Raw genomic sequence first — 22,499 nt, 5'->3', positions numbered from 1 at the left:
GAGACACAACATGGACGTTCGCCAGTTCGCCTTCCTCGTGCGCCAGCCTTCTGCTGCCGTAAAAAGCCGTTCCCACTTTTTGGGGCTGCCTAAACGCGGGTTGGCGTTGATCCTGGCCAACGCGATGTTCTGGCACCCGCTGCTGGCCCAGGCCGACGGCATTGTGGTCAGTGCGCCGGGCACAGGCCTCGCGCAGGCGGGCAATGGCGTGCCCATCGTCAATATCGCCGCACCGAATGCCAATGGCCTCTCGCACAACCAATTTCATGACTATAACGTCGGTGCCAACGGCGTCATCCTCAACAACGCCACCGACCGCACCCAGGCCACACAACTGGGTGGCATCATCGTCGGCAACCCGAACCTGCGCGGCACCGCTGCCAATATCATCCTCAACGAAGTCAACGGCGGCAGCCCCAGCCAACTGCGCGGCTACACCGAAGTGGCGGGGCAGTCGGCCCATGTGATTGTCGCCAACCCGTATGGCATCAGCTGTAACGGTTGCGGCTTTATCAACACGCCGCAAGTCACGCTGACCACCGGTAAAGCGGTGATCGAAAACGGCCAGATCAGCCGCTATCAAGTCGATCAAGGCAACGTCGCCATCGAAGGCGCGGGCCTCAACGCGACCAATGTCGACCAGTTCGAAATCATCACCCGCGCTACCACCATCAATGCGCAGATCCAGGCGAAAAAACTCACCATCGTCGCCGGGCGCAATGATGTCGACGCACGCACCTTGAATGCCACCGCACGGGCGGCAGATGGCAGCCAGGCGCCAGACCTGGCGATTGACTCGTCGGCGCTGGGCGGCATGTATGTGGGCGCGGTCAAGCTGATCGGCACCGAGGCCGGTGTGGGCGTGAAGCTGTCGGGTGATATGGTCGCCGGCGGTGATATCCAGATTGATGCTGCGGGCAATGTGGTCATGGGCACAACCACGGCAGGCACCTCTGTCGCCGTCAAAGCGGCCAGCTTGCAAGCCAAGGCGGCGGTCTACGCCGGTACTGATCTGTCGGTAAACACCCAAGGTGCGCTCACCACGCAACAAACCCTGGCCGCCAAGGACAGCATCGCGCTGGACGCCGGTGGCCGCTTGACCAACAACGGGATCATCGAAGCTGGCGTCAACGCCGATAACAGCCGCAATGCCCAGGGCGATGTGCGCTTGACCGCGCAGGCCATCGACAACACCGGCAAAACCGTGATCGCCAGCCGCGACCTCAGCGTCAACACCGGAGAGCTGGCCAACCAGGGCGGTACCTTGAGCGCCCGGCGCGACGCACAGTTGACGGCCACGCAGATCGACAACCAGAACCAGGGCCGCCTCCTCAGCGCAGGCAGCCTTGGGATCACCGCCGGGCAACTGCTCAACAGCCAAGGTGGTTTGGTCACCAGCACCGGCAACCTCACGGCGGGCATCGGGCAACTGATCAACCGCAACGGCGAGCTGTCGAGCCAGGCACAGGTCACGCTGCAACTGAATGAACTGGATAACGTCGCCGGCCTGGTCTCGGCCGGCCAATCGCTGAGCCTGAATGCGACGGGGCTGATCAATAACCAGGGCGGGCGAATTGCTGCACGCCAAGCCGCGCAATTGCGGGCCGCTTCACTGGACAACAGCCAAAAGGGCGTGCTCACCAGCCAAGGCACGCTGGGTATTGAACTGAGTGGCACCCTGGCCAACCAGCAGCAGGGACGGATCGAGTCCACCGGTGGTGCGCAGGTCAAGGTCGGTGCGTTGGATAACCAGCAGGGCGGTGTGCTCAACAGCAGCCAGACCCTGAACCTGACGGCGGGTGCGGTGAATAACAGTGGCGCAGGCCAGATCGCCAGTGCCCAGGGCCTGAACGCGAATCTCGGCAGCCTCAATCAACAGGACGGCGGCCGCTTTTACAGCAACACCGACCTGAACCTCAACCTCAACCAGGGCCATCTGGATAACCGCAGCGGGCTGATCAATGCCACCGGGCAATTGACCCTCGACAACCTCAACAGCGTGGACAACCGCCAGGGCGAAATCTCCAGCGCGCGGGCCTTTACCGTTGCGGCACGTACCGTCGATAACGCTGCCGGCAAGTTGCTCAGCGACCAGGGGCTGACCCTGCAGATTGCGCAGACCTTGAATAACAGTGCGGGATTGATTGCAGCCACCGGCTTGCAGATCGATGTCGCCAGCCTGGTCAATGACCAGAACGGCAGCGTGAGCAGTCGCGGTACGCTGAACGCCCGTGTGGCGGGCATGCTGGATAACCGTGGCGGTAGCCTCAGCGGCGCCGGTGCAAGCCAGCTCAGTGTGGGCAGCCTCAACAACGGCAGTGGGCGTCTGTCCAGCCAGGCCAGTTTGACCCTGGACCTCAATCGCGGTCATCTGGACAACCAGGGCGGCGTGATCAGCGCGCCCGGCCAGTTGCTGCTGAATCACTTCAACAGTGTCGACAACCGCAACGGGGAAATTTCCAGCACCACCGGCTTCACGCTGCAAGCTGACACTCTGGATAACCGCAGTGGCAAGGTGTTGAGCGAGCAGTCGCTGACCCTGGCCATCGCCCAGGCCTTGAGCAATGCGGCAGGTCGGGTGAGTGCGGCGTCGTTGCAGGTACAGGTTGGCAGTCTCGACAACAGCAGCGGCCAATTAGTGGCACGCGACAGTTTGAACCTGGGCGTTGGTGCCGCACTGCTCAACCACAGCGGGGAGATCCTGAGCCAGGACGTACGGCTCACGGCAGGTACGCTGGATAACGCCCAAGGTCGGGTGCAGGGCGACAATCTACTGAAGATCGACAGCGGCGCACTGAGCAATCGTAATGGCACGCTTGCCAGCGGCCAGGCCCTGCAACTGAGCAGCGCCGACCTCAATAATCAGGGCGGCCAGCTAAGCGCCGGCGGCACCCTGCAACTGCGTGCCGGGCGGGTGGACAATAGCGCGGGCGGGCGCATCAATGGCAAGGCCCTCAGCGCCAGCGTGACCGGCCTGGACCAGCACAACGATGGCCGTCTCTACAGCCAGGGCGATGTGAGCCTGGACCTTAACCGTGGCCATTTGAATAACCAGGGTGGCGTGATCAACGCGCCGGGCTCACTGCTGTTGAGCAACCTCAGCAGCGTCGACAACCAAGCTGGGGAAATCTCCAGCGCCACAGGTTTCAGCCTGCAAGCGGACAGCCTGGATAACACCCGCGGCAAGGTCTTGAGCGAGCAGGCGCTGACCCTGCGTATCGCCCGTGCACTGGAGAACGCCAAAGGCCTGGTCTCGGCCGCAAGCCTGGACGCCCGCACCGCAAGCCTGGGCAACCAGGACGGCACACTGCGTGCCCGTGATGGCTTTAACCTGAGCGTCGACGGCCTGCTGGACAACCGCAGCGGCAAGTTGCTGGCCAGTGATCTTTCGTTGGCGGCAGGCGGTCTGGACAACAGCAACGGTCAGGCTCAAGGCGACCACACCCTGGCGATCAACAGCGGGGCACTGACCAATCAGCACGGCACCCTGGCCGCGGGCAGCCACTTCACGCTCACTGCAGCGAGCCTGGACAACACCGACGGTAAGCTCACCAGCGACGGCGCCTTGGCCGCCGCCATTTCCGGGCACTTGCTTAACCAGGTCGGCCTGTTGGCGGCCACTGGCAACCTCAGCCTGAACCTGGGCAGCCTCGATAACCAACGCCAGGGACGCATCAGCAGCAAAGCCGACCTGACCCTGGCCGGCAACACCCTCGATAACCGCGCCGGCAACCTCGGGGCGGTCGGTGTGTTGAAACTCAACGCAACCACCCTGGATAACCGCCAGGGCAGCGTGTACGCGAACAATCAGCTCCATCTGTTGCTGGGCGATGCCCTGAACAACCAGCAAGGGACCTTGCGCGGTGACGCCAAGCTGGACCTGAAAGCCGGCCAGGTGGACAACAGCGATGGCGGGCGCATCAGCAGTGGCCAGTCGCTGAGCGCCAGCGTGACCGGGCTGGATCAGCACAATGACGGCCGGCTGTTCGGCCAGGGCGATGTGAGCCTGGACCTCAATCGCGGCCACCTGAACAATCAGGGCGGTGCCATCACCGCACCGGGTCAGTTGCTGCTGAGCAACCTCAACAGCGTCGCCAACCAAGGGGGTGAAATCTCCAGCAGTCGTGCGTTTACCCTGGTTGCCGAGACACTGGACAACAGCAACGCCAAGGTCCTCAGTGAACAGGCGCTGACCCTGCGCATCGCCCGCGCGCTGGACAACACCAAGGGCCTGGTGTCGGCCAAGACGCTGGAATTGCATGCCGACAGCCTGAGTAACCTGGGTGGCACGGTCAGTGCCACCGAAGGCGCAGCGTTGCAGGTCGACGGTGCGCTGGATAACCGCAACGGCAAGCTGCTCGCGCGCACTGCCTCGGTCAATGCAGGCTCCCTGGACAATCGCCAAGGCTTGCTCCAGGGCGATGCCACGCTGAACCTCAACAGCCTGGGCGCCTTGGATAACCGTCAGGGCACGCTGTTTGGTGCGCAAGCGTTCGATATCGCCGCCGCGAGCCTGGATAACAGCGGCGGCAAGTTGACCAGTGATGCTCGGTTGACGGCGCGCATTGTCGGGCAGTTGCTCAACCAGACCGGTCAGTTAACAGCGGGTGCCAACCTGCAACTGGCTGCCGCCAGCCTCGACAACAGCGCCAAGGGCAGCCTCTACGCCAAGGACCATCTGCAGCTCTCGGTCAGCGGCGGGTTGAACAATGCCCAGGGCACGCTCAACAGCGACGGCACGCTCGCTCTCACCGCAGGGCAGGTAGACAACAGCGACGGCGGGCGCATCACCAGCCAGCAGCAACTCACCGCATCCGTTACCGGCCTTGACCAACACGGCGACGGACGCCTCTACAGCCAGGCGGGCGTAAGCCTGGACCTGAACCACGGCTACCTGAACAACCAAGGCGGCTTGATCCATGCTCCGGGCGCGTTACTGCTGAGTAACCTTGCCAGCGTGGATAACCAGGGCGGGGAAATATCCAGCACCCAGGCGCTGACGTTCACCGCCGATAACCTGGATAACCGTCGCGGCAAGTTGCTCAGTGAACAAGGGCTGGTGGTGCGTATCAGCAAGGCTCTGGACAATACCAAGGGCCTGGTTTCCGCCACCGGGCTGGATCTGCGGGCGAACAGCCTGGTGAATGCCGAAGGCGCCCTCAAGGTTCGCGACGGCCTGGCCGCGTACGTTGAATCGGCACTGGACAACCAGCAAGGCGAAATCCTCGGCGCCACCACCACCCTGGCTGGCGCGTCACTGGATAACAGCCATGGCCTGATCCAGGGAGACAAGCTGCTCACCCTTGATCACTCGGGCGCTGTATCTAACCGCAATGGCCGCCTTGTCACGGGCCAGGCGTTGAACCTGACGGCTGCGAGCCTGGACAACACCCAGGGCACACTCACCAGCGACGGCACCCTGAACGCCTTGATCAGCGGGCAGTTGCTCAACCAGGCCGGGTTATTTGCCGCCAGCAGCCAATTGCAACTGACCGCCGCCAGCCTGGATAACCAGGCCAAAGGCCGTCTCACCGGCAAGAGCGACCTGAGCCTGACCGTCGGCCAATTCGACAACCGCGGCGGCAGCGTTGTGGCGACGCAGCAGCTGCAGCTTAATGGTACGACGCTGGATAACCGCGACGGCGGCCTGGTCAATTCGGGCAAGGCCATGACCCTGGTGATAGACACCCTGGACAACCGCGCCGGGGAAGTCTCCAGCGTCACCGACCTGACACTCACCGGCAGCCGGCTCGACAACAGCATAGGTGGACGCCTGTTGGCCAACGGCGAGATGCAGCTGACCTTGCAGCGCCTGGACAACCAACTCAAGGGCATCATTTCCGGGCAGCGATCGATCAGCCTGAACGCCGCGCAACTGGATAACAGCGGCGAGGGCAGCCTGTACGCCAAGCGCAACCTGTCCATGGCATTGAGCGGTGACCTGAGCAACCAGCAAGGCGCTCTGCGCAGCGACGGCGGCTTGAGCGTGCACGCGGCCAGCCTCAACAATGACCGCGGGCACATCAGCAGTGCCGCGCCTTTGGTACTGGCAACCACAGATGCCATCAGCAACCAAAAGGGCGAGTTGCTCAGTGCTGTCGCCTTGACCTTGACCAGTGCCAGCCTCGACAACCAGGGTGGCAAGATCATCGGTGACGGTGCCGTGCAGGTCACCACCGGCGCCTTCAACAACCAGCAAGGCGGACGCCTCACCAGCGCCGACCGCCTCGACCTGGCAGCCGGGCAGGTGGACAACCGCGGAAAGGGCCGCATCGCCAGCGCCAAGGCCCTCACCGCCAGCCTCACCGGCCTCGACCAACGGGACGGCGGCGAGCTTTACAGCCTCAGCGCCTTGACCTTGGACATGAACAAGGGCCATCTGAACAACGCCGGTGGCTTGATCAATGCGCCTGGCCCGCTGGTGCTCAAGAACCTGTCGAGTGTCGCCAACCAGGGCGGCGAGATCTCCAGCAAACAAGCCTTCAGCCTGGCGGCACAAAGCCTGGATAACACCGGGGGCAAACTGCTGAGTGACCAGGCCCTGAGCCTCAAGATCGAGCAGGCGCTGATCAACCTCAAAGGCCAGATTTCAGCGGCCGGGCTCACGGCGCAAGCGGCGAGCCTGGACAACAGCGAAGGGGAGTTCAGCAGTACCAGGGACCTGACCCTGACGTTGGCCGGTGCCTTGCTGAACGTCGACGGCGAAGTTTCCAGCGCTGGTGCCAGCGTGGTCAACGCCATGACCTTGAACAACCGCAACGGTCAGGTCATGGGCGATGTGAGCCTCGACCTCACGACCCTGGGCGCGTTGACCAACCAGGGCGGCACCGTGGGCGCCGGCCAGCGCTTGCAGGTCGCTTCGGCGAGCCTGGACAACAGCCAGGCCGGTAGCCTGGTCAGCGACGGCAGCCTGGCGGTGAACGTCGCCGGCTTGCTGGACAACCAGGCCAAAGGCAGTGTGTTGGCCAAAGGGCTCGTGGATATTCAGGCGACAAGCCTGGATAACCGTGGCGGGCGTGTTTCCGGGCAAAACCTGCTGACCGTGCGCGGCAACAGCCTGGATAACCGCACTGGCGTGATCCGCGCCAATCAGGACTTGAACCTGCACCTCGGCCAGTTGGACAACCGTGAGGGAGTGCTCAACAGCAAGCAGGCCCTGGGCGTTACCGGCCAGTCGCTGAGCAACCAGGGCGGCTTGATCAGCGCCGTGGGGCCGGTGCATTTGAGCCTGGATAACGTCAATAACAGCAAAGGCCGTATCGCCAGCCAGAGCGACCTGGACGCCACCCTCAGCGTGTTGAACCAGCAAGGTGGCGAGCTGGTTGCCCAAGGCAATCTGACCCTTCGCGGCACCACCCTCGATAACCGCGACGGCGGTTTGGTAGGGGCCACAAAAGCGCTGAAACTCAAGGTCGACAGCGTGGATAACCGCGCCGGTGAAATCTCCAGCCAGATAGACGCCGAACTCAGCGGCCAGTCCTTGGACAACAGCGGCGGCAAGCTACTGGCCGGGACCACCCTGCAATTGACCGTGGCCCAGGTGATCAACCAGGCCAAGGGGCTGGTGTTCGCCCAGGAGGCGCGGTTTACCGGTACGCGCCTGGACAACGCCCAAGGCACCTTTGCCGGCCAGCGTGCGCTGGCCATTCAGCTGGCAGCGGGGTTGGACAACACCCAGGGCAAGCTCAGCAGCGAAGGCACCCTGACGCTGGGCAGCCAACGTATCGACAACACCGGCGGCAGTATTTCCAGCGCCGGCACACTGGGCATCACCAGCGCCAGTGATTTGCTCAACCAGGGCGGTATCGTTGAAACCGCCCAAGGCCTCACGCTGACTAGCACCCGTCTTGACAACAGTCAGCAGGGCCTGCTCAAAAGCCAGGGCGCCGCGACCCTCAACACCGGGTTGTTCGACAACACGCTGGGCGGCCGCCTGATCAGTGCCGACCGCCTTGACCTCACGGCCACCCAGCTCAGCAACGGTGGCCGCATCGCCAGCGCCGGCACCCTGAACGCCAACTTTACCGGCCTTAACCAACAGGGCGGTGAGCTGTTCAGCAACACGCAACTGAACCTGGACATGAACCACGGCGAGGTGAACAACGCCGGCTTGATCAACGCGCCGATCCTGGTGCTGAAAAACCTCGGCAACCTCAACAACCAGAACGGCGAGATCTCCAGCCAGAACGCCTTCACCCTGGCCGCCCGCAACCTCGACAACAGCAACGGCAAGCTGATCAGCAACCAGGCACTGACCCTGCGCGTCGAGCAGGCCCTGGCCAACGTCAAAGGCCTTGTCAGCAGCGCCAGCCTCATCAGCCGCAGTGCAAGCCTGGACAACACCGACGGTCTGCTCAGCAGCCGTGGCGGCCTGGATATCAGCGCCAGCGACCTGATCGATAACCAGCGCGGCACATTGATTGGCGACGGCGCCTTGCTGCTGACCGCCGCGAACCTGGACAACCGTGGCGGCGAGATCGCCGGCAAGGCCGAACTGGCCGTCAACGTCAACCGCCTCGACAACCGCAAAGGCCAATTGATCGGCACCCAGACCCTGCACGTCAGCGGCGCCAGCCTTGATAACCGGGGCGGTCTGGTAGGCGCCACAAAAGCGCTGAAACTCGACGTAGGCAGCCTCGACAACCGCGCCGGCGAACTGACCAGCAACGCGGACCTCAGCATCACCGGCCAGCGCCTGGACAACAGCGACAGCGGCCAGGTGTTCGCGGCCAGCGGCCTGAACCTGGCGGTTGAGCAACTGCTCAACCGCCAGGGCGGCAAACTCAGTGGCCAGCGCCTGTTGCTGACGGGCACCGGCCTGGACAACACCGGTGGCAAAATCCTCAGCCAGCAACCGTTGCAGCTGACGCTGGACGGTGACCTGGACAACAGCCAGGGCCTGCTGAGCAGTGAAGGCACCCTCGACATCAAGGCACGCAGCCTTAATAACACCCGAGGCAGTCTTTCCAGCGCTCTGGGTTTGAACGTCGGCATCACAGGCCAGTTGAACAACCAGAACGGTGAACTGGTCACCGACGGCGCCTTGGTACTGAGCAGCGCCAGTTTGGGCAACCAGCAAGGCAGTATCAGCGGCAAGGGCGCGGTGGCGGTCAGCACTGGCGTGCTGAATAATCAGAGCGGGCGCCTCAACAGCGGCGACACCCTGAACCTGACAGCCAGCCAAGTGAACAACGGCGGCAGCATCGGCAGCGCCAAGGCCCTGACCGCCAGCGTCACCGGCCTTGACCAGCAGGGCGGCAAGCTCTTCAGTAACAGCAGCCTGAGCCTCGACCTGAACAACGGTCAGTTGAACAATCAGGGCGGGCTGATCAACACGGTCGGTCCATTGCTGCTCAATAACCTCACGACCGTCAGCAACCAGAACGGTGAAATCTCCAGCGCCCAAGCCTTCACCCTGGCCGCGCAAAGCCTGGACAACAGCAACGGCAAACTCTTGAGCAACCAAGGCCTGACCCTGCGCCTCAACCAGGCCCTGGCCAACGTCAAAGGCCTGATCGGCGCCGCCAGCCTCAACGCACACGCAGGCGCCGTGGACAACCGGGGCGGCACCTTGACCAGTCGCAGCGACCTGCAACTGACCAGCGACGGCCTGCTCAACAACCAGGACCAAGGCCTGATCAGCGCCACTCAAATGCTGACCCTGCACAGCGCCAACCTGAACAACCAGAACGGCAGCCTGCTCGGTGCAGCGGGCGTCACCCTCAGTGCCATGGCCCTGGACAACAGCGCTGCCGGCCTGATCAACAGCCAGGGCAGCCTCAACCTGAGCGCCGCCAGCCTTGACACCGGCAGCGGCGGTGAAGTGTCCGCCAAAGGTGCGATGGACCTGAACCTCCGCGCACTGGCGCTGGCCGGCGGCCGCGTGGTGGGCGAACAGCGCGTGACCCTGGACCTGAACAACAGCGACCTGGACAACCGCAACGGCCTGATCCTCGCCAAAGGCCCGCTGACCCTCAACCGTCTGCGCGCCTTCAACAACCAGAACGGCGAGCTTTCCAGTCAGCAAGACCTGGCCCTGAACACCGGCACCCTGGACAACAGCGGCGGCAAGTTGATCAGCAGCCAGGTGCTGACGGTCAACGCGGCCAACCTGATCAACCAGAACGGCCTGATCTCAGGTTGGCAGGGCCTGAACGTCGGCGGTGGCAGCCTCGACAACCGCAACAACGGCACCTTGTCCAGCCGCAACGGCGCGGTGGATGTGCGCCTTTCCGGCGAGATGCTCAATGGGGGTGCCGGTGCACTGGTCAGCCAAGGTGCATTGAGCGTCAGTGCCGCCAGCCTCGACAACAGCGGCGGTATTCTCTCCAGCGGCGCGGGGCAAAGCCTCGTCGTCAGCGGTTTGCTGAACAACGCCAACGGTGGCCTGATCGACAGCGGCACCGACCTTGACGTGCAAGCCGCCACCTTGGGCAACCAGGCCGGCACCGTCAATGCACAGCAAACGCTGGCCGTCACCGCCACAGATCTGCACAACCAGGGCGGCACATTGGCCAGCAATGGCAGCCTGACCCTGAGCCTGCTGGGCACCCTCGACAACACCAACGGCAAGCTGGCCAGCGCTGGCGCATTGCTGTTGCAACGCGCGGTTCAGGTCAACAACCAGGGCGGCCAGATCGCCAGCCAAGGCCTGCTGACCTTGCTCGCCGGCGGTATCGATAACCGCCAGCGCGGCACCATCGCCGGCAAGGACCGCCTGGCAATCACCAGCACCGGCCTGCTGCAAAACGACGCCGACGGCTTGATCTACAGCCAGGGTGCCGACCTGCAGGTGAAGGCCGTTGGCCTGAGCAACCGTGCGGGTGTGGTGCAGGGCCAGAGCGGTTTGAGCCTGGACGTCAGCGGCGACCTTGATAACGAAGGCGGCAAGCTGCTGGCGCAGACCGGTGACGTGAGCGTCAGGGCCAACACCCTGAATAACCAGGCGGGCACACTGGCCAGCCTCAAGGGCCTGCTGGATGCCAACGTCGGCGACACGCTGCTCAACGGCTATAGCCTGGGCAACAAGGCTGGCGTGATTCAAGGCCAGCGTTTGCACCTGGTGGCCGGCAGTGTCGACAACCAGCACGGCCGCATCGCAGCGCAAAATGGCGACGCAGTGGTCAACGCCAATTATTTCGCCAACGCCTATGGCGGCTTGTACGCCAAGGACCTGCTACGCGTCGGTGGGGTAGGGCTGGATAACAGCTCAGGCCAAGTGGCGGCGAACCTAATTGAGCTGGGACTCAGCGGCCAACTCAGCAACCATGCGGGGATTATCGAAAGCGACACCCTGCTCAACGTGCGCGCCAACAGCGTTGATAATCAGGGCGGCCAATTGCGCGCCATGGGCGGCAGCGGCAAGACCGATTTCCAGATCGCAGGCCTGTTCGACAATCGCAATGGCCGCGTCGAGAGCCGTACCAGCGACCTGACCCTGAATGCCGCAGGCTTCCAGAACCAGGGCGGCAGTTTGCTGCACAGCGGCACCGGGACCTTTGATATTGCCACCGCCAACCTTATCGATGCCGGTGGCAACGTGGTGACGCGAGGTGGCCTGACCCTGGCCGCAGACCACTGGACCAACAGCAGTGTTATCCAGGCCGGGCGTTTGACGGTGAACGTCAATACTTTGAATCAGACCGCCAGCGGGCAGTTGCTGGCGTCTGACAGTCTTGTCGGCAGTGGCGGTAACTGGAACAACGATGGCTTGATCGCCAGCGATGGCACGGCGCAATTAACGCTGGCCGGCAGCTATGGCGGCAATGGGCGTTACAGCAGCGTGGGTAACCTGGGCCTGACTGCCGGCTCAGTGAACCTGAGTACGGCGGCGAGTGTTGCCGGCGGACAAGACAGTACGATCAACGTCGGCGGGCAGCTCACTAACGCCGGGCGCCTGACTTCCGCTAACACTATGGCCCTCACAGCCGCAGAGGTCAGCAATACGGGCACGCTGGCCACGGGTGCCAACCTGACCCTCAGCACCAACACCCTGGTTAACAGCAAGGGTTTGATCACCAGCGGCGGCGACATGCAGTTGCTGGCCAACAGCTTCACCAACGCCTATGCCGATGTCTATGGACTGGGTGACGTACTGATTGGCAAAGACCCGAACCAGACCAAAGCCGATCTGCTGGATAACCGTTCAGGCACTATCGAGAGCGCTAAGAACCTGACGATCAATGCCATGACCGTCAATAACGTCAGGGACGTGCTGGAGTATTCGGCACATGAAAAAAGCTCGGTGAAGATCACCGAACTTGATTGCAACCTGATCCCGGGCGCCGGTTGTGACTTCCGTAGCAAAGGCCGTCGAAACGGCCTGTGGCAGATCGATGAAATCGATAGTTTGAACGTTACCCGCAGCAGCGTGGCTTCGGGGCTTAGCAGTGGCGCTGACATGCAGATCAACGCCCAGACCCTCAACAACCTGAGCAGCACCATTGCCGCGACGGGCAACCTCAACGCCAACGCGACCACCATCAATAACCAGGGCGTGCAAGCCCAGGCGATCAAGACCACTCGGACCTACTGGAACTTTGTCTCGCAGATTTTCCAAGCCTTGCCGGCGGCCGCCAACTTCAACGCTAAAAATAGCCCCACGCCATCGGCGACCGTCGAGGCAGACCTCAGCTATTTCCTGAGCCTCATGGGCGGCGGCAAGCTCTCGCAAACCATCACCACCCTTAAAAGCGATGGCCAGTCCTACGATGCAATCATCCAGGCCGGTGGCAACGTTGCGCTTAATGCCGCCCAGAACATCAACAACAGTGTGGTTCGTCCTTACTATGCCTATGTAGCGGCGGGCCGCACCAAGACTGACACAGGCGCGGGTAGCGGCTACTCGACAGCGATCGCCATCAACTCGCAGTTGCCACCTGATTTGGCTCAACAGCAAGTCAATCCCATCGCGCTTCCGGGCTTCAGCCTGCCTACCGGCCAGAACGGTTTGTTCCGACTGAGCGGGCAGGGCGCCAGCAGCGGGCAGGCCGCTCAAGCCAATGCAGGGCCGCAAAGCTGGACTCTTGGCGCTGCGAGCGTCGGTTTGGCGCAACGCCAGCAGAACCTTCCCGAAACTCAAGGTCGGACGATCCAGTTGGAGGAGGTCACCCAACTCGCCGCCAACAACCGCCAGGTCTCGGTGACGGCCCGCGAGGCCAGTGGAATCAATGCCAGTGCCAGCGCCATTAACGTTGCCGGCGTGGGCAGCGCCGACGTAGGAACGCTGCAACCTGGCCGCACCAGCGGTGGCACGATCAGCCATGTCGATGGCATCGATGCCCAGAACGCCGTTGACGGCTCCCGGCCAGCGGTCGATGTGTCGCGTCCGAACGTCGACCTTTCTGGCCTGACACCCGCCGAGCGCGATGCCCGAATTGTGCTGACCACACCCGATGGCGCACCGTCTGGCAGCGCTCGCCCCAACCTGAACGTACCGGGCCTGTCGACCGTGGATCGCGATACCCGCGTTGTGGCCATTACGCCGGGGAGCTCACGCCCCGACCTCAGCCTGCCAGGCCTGACACCGCTGGCCCACGATGCACAGGTTGCCGTCGGCACACCACCGCCGTCCGTGGTGGTTCCGGTAGCGCCGGTGCCGCATGAGACCCAACCGGTCATCAGCCCGGTTGAACAACCCGCTGCCGCGAGCACCGGCAGCCGACCTGCCGTGGTCGTCGTCCAGCCCGCCGAAGCACAACCGACCCCGGTGGCCAGCCAGACCGTCAACCGGGTGCAGGGCCTGCCAGACAAGAGTGCGGTTTCACAGCCGCATAAATACTTGATCGAAACCAACCCGGCACTCACCGACATGAAGCAATTCATGAGCTCGGACTACCTGCTGTCCGGCCTGGGCTACAACCCGGACGAGAGCGCCAAGCGCCTGGGCGACGGTTTCTACGAACAACGCCTGATCCAGCAAGCCGTGGTCGCGCGCACCGGCCAACGCTTTCTCGACGGGCAAACCACCGACGAAAAACTGTTCAAACACCTGATGGACAACGCCATCGCCAGCAAGCAAACGCTGAACCTGGCCGTGGGGGTAAACCTGACTTCCGAGCAAGTGGCAGCGTTGACCCACGACATCGTCTGGCTGGAAAAGAGCGTGGTCAACGGCGAAGAAGTGCTGGTGCCGGTGCTGTACCTGGCCAACGCCAACAACCGCCTGGCACCCACCGGCGCGCTGATTGCGGGCAACGATGTCAGCTTGATCGCCGGGCAAGACCTGAACAACGTCGGCACCCTGCGCGCCAGCAACAACCTGTCGGCCAAGGCCGGCAATGACCTGATCAACAGCGGCCTGATCGAAGCGGGTAACCGCCTGGACCTGCTGGCGGGCAACAACATCGTCAACAAGGCCGGCGGCATCATTGCCGGCCGCGACGTGACCATGACCGCCGTGAATGGCGACGTGATCAACGAACGCACCGTCACCGGCCACGACAGCAGCGACGGCCTGATCAGTGAACACAGCGACTTCCTCAACAGCGCGGCGCGTATCGAAGCGGCCAACGACCTGAGCATCAGGGCCGGACGCGACTTCTTAACCCAAGGCAGCGTGCTGCAAAGCGGACGCGACACTACGATCCAGGCCGGGCGTGACCTCAGTTTTGGGTCGGTGGAGCAGGTGAACAGCAATGCCAACACCAGCGCGCGCAACAACAGCAGCTCCGTGATGCAGAACGGTTCTTCGGTGACGGCGGGGCGCGACCTGAGCGCCGTTGCGGGCCGGGATTTGACTGCGATTGCCAGCCGGATTGATGCCAAGCGGGATGTGGCGATGTCGGCGACGGAGAATCTGAGCCTGATCTCTGCGGCGGATGAGCAGCATTCGGCGTTGAATCTGAAGAAGGTTAAGGCGCAGGAAGATCATGTGAGTCAGGTCTCGACCACGCTGAGTGCGGGTGGGGATGTTTCGCTGAGTGCTGGTAAGGATCTGGCGATGATTGCCAGTCGTGTCACTGCGGGGGATGAAGCGTATTTGGTTGCGGGTGGAAAGCTGGGGTTGCTGGCTGCGGAAGACAGTGATTATTCGCTGTATGACATGAAGAAAAAGGGAAGTTTCGGGAGCAAGAAAACCCAGCGCGATGAAGTCACCCAGGTGACGAATGTGGGGAGTGAGATCAAGACCGGTGGCGACCTGACGTTGCAGAGCGGCGGGGACCAGAAGTATCAAGCGGCGAAGCTCGACAGTGGCGGGGATATTGCGATTGTCAGTGGTGGGGCGGTGACGTTTGAGGCGGTGAAGGATTTGCACGACGAGAGCCACACCAAGAGCAAGGGTGACCTGGCCTGGACTAGCTCCAAGGGCAAGGGCAACACCGACGAGACTCTACGCCAGACGCAGATGGTTGCAGAAGGCAACGTAGTGATCAAAGCCGTCGATGGCTTGAAGATTGATATCAAGCAGATCGATCAGAATACGGTTAGCCAGACGATTGATGCGATGGTTAAAGCCGACCCGCAGTTGGCTTGGCTGAAAGAGGCCGAGAAGCGCGGAGATGTGGATTGGCGCCAGGTTAAAGAGCTGCATGAAAGTTTCAAATATAGCAATTCAGGCTTAGGCGCCGGCGCGCAAATCATCATTGCAATCATCGTGACGTACTTCACGATGGGTGCCGCCAGCGGTGCAATTGCTGCTGCAGGGACGGGGACGTCGATGGCAGGGGCGACTGCTGCAGCCACCGCTACCTCTGCTGCGGGCTGGGCCAATGCTGCGGGCAGCGTCGTTCTCGGCGGCATGGCGAGTAACGCCGCAATCAGCACCATCAATAACCGTGGCAACCTGGGCGCTGTCTTGAAGGATGTGACTTCGAGCGATGCGATGAGAGGCTATGTGGTGTCCGGTGTCACTGCTGGCTTGACCGCTGGTGTTTATGACAAGTGGACCAGCACTCAGACCAGTACTTCCACCGCACTACCCAACACTGGCGCGGTAGCTACCACAAGTCCACTGAGTACCTGGCAAGGTGTGGGGCAGTTCACGGCCAACCAAGCACTGCAAAACGGAACATCAGTCTTGGTGGATCGCGCGCTCGGAGGGGAAGCCCGTCTTGGGGAGGCGTTGCAAAATAGCTTGGCCAATGCATTTGCGGCTTATGGATTTAACCTGGTCGGGGATATTTCCAAGAACCGCTTTGCAGAGGGTGGTATTACCAAGATTGGGTTGCATGCCTTGATGGGCGGGTTGGCAGCAGAGGCTTCTGGAGGCGACTTCCGCACAGGCGCGCTGGCAGCTGGCGTAACTGAAGCATTGGTAGATAGCCTCGCCAAGAACTACGCCGCCATACCCGATGACCAGAAGAAAGGTTTGCTGGTCATGAATTCGCAGTTGATTGGTGTGCTTGCGGCTTCGGTACTAGATGGTGCTGATGCGAAAAGCCTGCAGACTGGAGCGTGGGTGGCGGGTACTGCGACCCAGTACAACTATCTGTTTCACCACGAAGTTGAGGAGATGCTTGAGGAGGTTGCTAGCAAGAAAACAGAAGAAGAAAAAAGGGAGGTTCGAAACCGATATCTTCAACGCGATCAGCAGCGGAATGAGCAACTGGGTGAAATTTGCATTAGTACGCCTGATGTTTGCAAGTCTATTTCAACATCGATTGTTAGAGATGACCAAAAATTAATTGAATTAGTCAGTCAGTTAAGATCGCAGGGGAAAGGGGGGGCGGCTCTTGCGGTTGGCAGTTTTATTGAAAGTAATTTGTCTGCTACTAATATAATTGCGGCAGAAATAAAGTCCGCAGATGGCGGGGCTTTGGATGCGCTGACCGCTGAAGGTGTTAAAGCCGGTATTGGTGTGGTGGCTGGTAAGCCGGGAGCGGGGAAAGGTAAAGGAAGTGCTTTGCCGGTACCGAGTTCAACGGTTGCATCCAACGGATTGAACTATAAGTCAAACCCTAAGCATACTCTAGGTGGGGAGGGGAATAGAGGGAATGCGGGTATTGAGCCAAAGAATTCAATTAATATTTTCGAAAATTCTATCCCGAGCTCAAAAGTTTACAATAATAAAGAAGTTAGATATGGTATAGATGATATAGGGGGCGTCCATCGGTTTGAAGGAACGAACGGAGAATTTCATTGGAATGGGAGCACAAATGATTCAAGAAACCCGCTCAATAAAAGTGATATCCCTAATGACATTAAAAAACTTCTAGGTGTAGGCGGCAAAGGGAGGTAAAGGTATGATATTTGGTGATCCGCATAATTTTGCGATTCTAATACAGTGTTTTCCAGAGTGGGGGGATAGCACTTCAAAGAATGGAATGTTTCATTTTTGTATTGATGGTTTTTTTTTGCCGGAGGAAATAAAAACGTCTACGCTCTGGGTGGATGTTTACTCTCTCCTCGATAATTCGAATCCGTTGTACGTGTTTCAGGATGATAAAAATATTTTTGAAAAGGATGCTAAGTCTGCTTTCATTCATTTGCTTGGAATGATTTCTCCCGAGCTAATAGGTGAGGATGAGTCGGAAGAGTTTGAGCAAAGTTACAGATTTCAAGCATCAACGGAGAATATCAATGATTCTGGATATGCTGTTTTTGCCGTTTCGGATAATGATTTGGTTAGGGTTCTTGGTGCGAGGCATAGTGAGTTGCAACAAGATGGAGTAGGTGGCTGTCATTGGGAGCGAGTAGGGAACTTTGATGTGAAGGAAGCGTATATTGAGAAGGATAAAATTATAGATATGCTTGCTGGTGTGAGAAATTATTACTCGTCTATATAGGGTAAAGATAGTGCGCAAAGTTGGGCGGATTTATTTGATTTTCATAGGTTGTTAGGGTGAAAAGGACGAGCTTATTTAAGCTTGAGTGTGTTTTTAGGTTAGTGCGTATTTTTTAGTATCAGCTTTAAGCGCGGGCTCTTTAACAAAATGGCTTTTATTTTTATATCTTAGGCTCTGAGCTCAGCCAGATCGGGCGGCTCTACGCCGCCCGAATTTATTTATAAGTCTTGCGAAATCAATCTTCTCCCAATCACATCCATGAGATCGCAACCATCCCGCAATGGAATGGCCAGTAACAGCGCAAAGTCGTGAAGGACAATCGCATCACTGCTGATTTCCTCGCGAAATGCCAGGTTTTCCAGAAACTGAGTCACTGCACGAATGCGGTAAGCAGCGGCGTCATAGAGAACATCTAGAGGGGCGTGTGTGTCGATCACCAGCGCGGGGATGGTTGAATCGTGGCCTGTCAGTGGCATGTATCGGGTCATTTTATAGCTCTCTACTTAAGTGATGGATGCCATCACTCAAACGTCGCCAAACGTATGGGTGACAGCTGTACGCAGGTTGGCGAACCGGCAGTAGAGAAAACCGGCAGACCCTAAGGTCTCCCGCGCACAGCCGTCATAAACGACTTTGCGGGCGCACAAGTGTCTGCAAAAAAGCCGCCAGCTTGCGCATTCTCTACCGTCAGGTCGCCAAACCTGAATCGCCATATGGGCGACCGGCGGACTATAAGCCTTCAGCGCAAAGACGCGCAAGGCATCAAAAAGCCAATGTTTTCGTGCCGCTGACTTACTCAGTGAAACCGATCAATTGCGCTACGAACAACGCCTGATCCAGCAAGCCGTCGTCGCGCGCACCGGCCAACGCTTTCTCGACGGGCAAACCACCGACGAAAAACTGTTCAAACACCTGATGGACAACGCCATCGCCAGCAAGCAAACGCTGAACCTTTCCGTAGGGGTAAACCTGACTTCCGAACAAGTCGCGGCCCTGACCCACGACATCGTCTGGCTGGAAAAGAGCGTGGTCAACGGCGAAGAAGTGCTGGTGCCGGTGCTGTACCTGGCCAACGCCAACAACCGCCTGGCACCCACCGGCGCGCTGATTGCGGGTAACGATGTCAGCCTGATCGCCGGGCAAGACCTGAACAACGTCGGCACCCTGCGCGCCAGCAACAACCTGTCGGCCAAGGCCGGCAATGACCTGATCAACAGCGGCCTGATCGAAGCAGGCAACCGCCTGGACCTGCTGGCGGGCAACAACATCGTCAACAAGGCGGGCGGCATCATCGCCGGCCGCGACGTGACCATGACCGCCGTGAATGGCGACGTGATCAACGAACGCACCGTCACCGGCCACGACAGCAGCGACGGCCTGATCAGTGAACACAGCGACTTCCTCAACAGCGCGGCGCGTATCGAAGCGGCCAACGACCTGAGCATCAGGGCCGGACGCGACTTCTTAACCCAAGGCAGCGTGCTGCAAAGCGGGCGCGACACCACGATCCAGGCCGGGCGCGACCTGAGTTTCGGGTCGGTGGAGCAGGTGAACAGCAACGCCAACACCAGCGCGCGCAACAACAGCAGCTCAGTGACGCAGAATGGTTCTTCGGTGACGGCGGGGCGCGATCTAAGCGCGGTGGCGGGCCGGGATTTGACTGCGATTGCCAGCCGGATTGATGCCAAGCGGGATGTGGCGATGTCGGCAACGGAGAATCTGAGCCTGATCTCTGCGGCGGATGAGCAGCATTCGGCGTTGAACCTGAAGAAGGTGAAGGCGCAGGAAGATCATGTGAGTCAGGTCTCGACCACGCTGAGTGCGGGTGGGGATGTTTCGCTGAGTGCTGGTAAGGATCTGGCGATGATTGCCAGTCGTGTCACTGCGGGTGACGAAGCGTACTTGGTGGCGGGTGGAAAACTGGGGTTGCTGGCCGCGGAAGACAGTGATTACTCGCTGTATGACATGAAGAAAAAGGGAAGTTTCGGGAGCAAACAAACCCAGCGAGATGAAGTGACCAAGGTCGTCAATGTCGGTAGCGAAATCAAAACCGGTGGTGACCTCACGATTCAGAGTCAGGGCGACCAAACATACCAGGCTGCCAAACTGGACAGTGGCAACGACCTGATCGTCGCCAGCGGTGGTGGCGTGACCTTTGAGGGCGTCAAGGATCTCGATCAGGAGAGCCACGCCAAGAGCAAAAGCAGCCTTGCCTGGAACAGCATGAGTGGCAAGGGCAATACTGATGAAACCCTTAGGCAGACCCAAATGGTTGCCAAGGGTGAAATCGCGATCAAGGCTGTTGATGGTCTGCATATTGATGTCAAACAAGTCAATCAACAGACGGTTAGCCAGGCAATTGATGCGATGGTCAAGGCCGATCCACAGATGGCTTGGCTGAAGGACGCGGAGAAACGTGGAGATGTTGATTGGAAACTGATCAAGGAAACGCACGACTCGTATAAGTACAGCAACTCCAGCCTCGGACAAGGGGCGATGCTGGCGATCATTATTATCGTTACTGTTCTGACGGCGGGTGGTGCCAGTGCGCTGGCAGCATCAGCAGGCAGCGCCGCAGGCGCAGGCGCAGGCTCGACCATGGCCGCTGCCACAGCAGCGACCGCAGCAACGTCAACGAGCGCAGCAGTAGCCGCCACATCAGCAGGGCTGGGGAACATTATCGCGACGGGGGCCTTGACGTCGTTAGCCAGCACGGGAGCTGTCAGCGTAATCAACAACAAAGGCAATCTCGGGGCGGCTTTCAAAGATACGTTCAGTAGTGACAGCTTAAAGAACGCGCTGATTTCCGGATTGGCCGCAGGTTTCACCACGGGCGTCATCGATCCTAATCTGGGGGGAACTACCAAGCCTTTCAATAACCTGACCAAAGGCTTTGATCTCAATACCTTGGAGGGGATTGGAGGGTTTGCGGTTCACGCGGGAGCTCAGGGTGTGGCTACCGGCACCATCCAAACCGCGATTGGTGGCGGAAGCCTGGGCAAGAACGTTACGGGTGGTCTGGTTTCCCAGGCCGGGAACGTGGCGGCCGCGACAGCGTTTAACTTTGTGGGAAGCTATGCCCAAGAGCATTGGCAGGCCGCAAAGAATGCGGGGGACACCACAGGCATGGCGATGTGGGCTGAGGGAGGTGCGGCCCGTGTATCCATGCATGCGTTGTTTGGTGGTGCGGTATCGAGTGCCACGGGCGGGGACTTCAAAACGGGGGCCATTGCTGCTGGTGCAAGTCAGGCAATGGCACAGGTTCTGAACGACACATTCGACAAGCAACCGGAGTTGAGGCAAGGGGTCGCGCAGATTGTTGGTTTGACTGCGGCAGGCTTGTCAGGAGGTGATGTCAATAAGGCGTCTTGGGTGTCGCAAATGGCGGATCAATACAACCGCCAACTGCATCAAAAAGAGACGATCGCCCTTGAGGCGTTGCAGAAAGACGATCCGAACAACGCCTATAAATTGAAAGCTGCCGCCTGTGCCTTGGTGCATTGCAGTGCCTCCGTTCCGGTTGAGGACCCTAACTACAAAGCGATCCGCGAACTCGAATTGGATGGCGGAAACTTTAAAGATGCTCAGAAGCAACTGATGGCAACGGGCGCTTTTGATGAATACGGGCGCTGGGATAAAGCTAACGACAATTTGCTAAAGAATGACGAGGCGCTGAAGCGTTCTGGAAACGCGGGGCGTGCTGTGCTGGGGGCGATTGGAGCTGCTGGAGGATTCGGAGGTGCAATACTGTCTGCACCAGCCTGCGTGACAATTGTGGGCTGTGCGGCACCAGCGCTTTCTGGTTTGGGCGGTGCGCTTTCCTTTCACGATGGGATGCAGGCGACAGGGGAGCTGCTAACGCCTTATCAACACACTCAGGGGCAAAAGGTACTTGATTCGTTCAGTTCTGATACCTACCCGGGTGATGTTAACCCGATGCGTGACTATGGGACCGCGGCTGCGCGTTCAGCGATGGAAATTGCGCTGTTCAAGGGGACAGGGAAGCTGATTGAGGGCAAATCTCTCCTGTTGACGGGTGAGAAGGCTGGTCCAAAAGCGATAGACGACTCTGTGTCCTATGCTAAATGGTGGGATGATTTAGCACAGCCAAAAAGCTTAACTGATAGAGAGGCTAGAGCTTGGTATTTATCTAAAGAAGCAGAAATTCCAACGCGTATTAACAGTAGCGCCTCCTTGGAGGAGCAGGCGAAGCAGGCTTTTGATATGAGAAATGATTTGAGGTCAACGGCAAGAGAGTTAATGTCTAATAGGACATTGTCTGAATCCTTGAGTAAGACTGACCCAAATAGAACTTGGAGCGAGATTGTGAATAAATATTCGGGTCAAGGTCTGTCAGGAGATGAGCTATGGTCGAAGATCATAGAAAAGTCCCAGTCTTCTCGAACATCTGTTAATAATGGGCTGGGGATGTAATATTATGTTTCGATTTTCCGAGTCAAATTCTGAAACTAATCATTTCATATTTTTCGATGATTACGAGGAGGAAAAGTTTGAAGAGTTTGTGAGTATCGTATTGAAAACTCTGAGCATCGAAGAAGAAGCACGTGATTTTGGCCCGTATTCAGTATTGGTTTCAGCTTGTTATGAAGGCAATAACTTGATTTTGACTAGTGGATCCTTTGAAGGGTGTTTTATTTCCTTGGGGAGGGATGCAAGTGCTTTATCTAAAAAGATAATCGAGAGATTTAATCTCGTATATTGAGTTGGGGCGAAAGAAATTGGAGGAGCGCCAAAAAAAATCCGAACTGATCG

General features: G+C 59.4%; 4 protein-coding genes. 3 read left to right on the top strand and 1 reads right to left on the bottom strand.

Annotation, left to right across the window (positions count from 1 at the left end; translation table 11 throughout):
- Positions 1-10: 10 nt before the first annotated feature.
- Positions 11-17,179, top strand: coding sequence for a filamentous hemagglutinin N-terminal domain-containing protein (locus tag ACQY47_RS03475; protein WP_428555656.1), 17,169 nt, complete (start codon positions 11-13; stop codon positions 17,177-17,179).
- Between the two features lie 4 nt (positions 17,180-17,183).
- Positions 17,184-17,726 (top strand): immunity 42 family protein, encoded by a 543-nt coding sequence (locus ACQY47_RS03470; RefSeq protein ID WP_428555653.1) that lies wholly within the window; start codon positions 17,184-17,186, stop codon positions 17,724-17,726.
- A gap of 218 nt (positions 17,727-17,944) precedes the next feature.
- Here ACQY47_RS03470 and ACQY47_RS03465 read toward each other — a convergent pair whose 3' ends face one another.
- Positions 17,945-18,214: a hypothetical protein gene (locus ACQY47_RS03465; RefSeq protein ID WP_171045855.1), complete on the bottom strand. Its 270-nt coding sequence runs from the start codon at positions 18,212-18,214 to the stop codon at positions 17,945-17,947.
- Between the two features lie 427 nt (positions 18,215-18,641).
- On the opposite strand from ACQY47_RS03465, the gene ACQY47_RS03460 reads away from it, so the two are divergent.
- Positions 18,642-22,160 (top strand): DUF637 domain-containing protein, encoded by a 3,519-nt coding sequence (locus tag ACQY47_RS03460; protein ID WP_428557337.1) that lies wholly within the window; start codon positions 18,642-18,644, stop codon positions 22,158-22,160.
- Positions 22,161-22,499 lie beyond the last annotated feature (339 nt).

The organism is Pseudomonas edaphica (assembly GCF_965277385.1).
Taxonomy (GTDB): domain Bacteria; phylum Pseudomonadota; class Gammaproteobacteria; order Pseudomonadales; family Pseudomonadaceae; genus Aquipseudomonas; species Aquipseudomonas edaphica.
The sequence above is the reverse complement of the archived record's forward strand: the minus strand, read 5'-3'. Positions and strand labels throughout refer to the sequence as shown.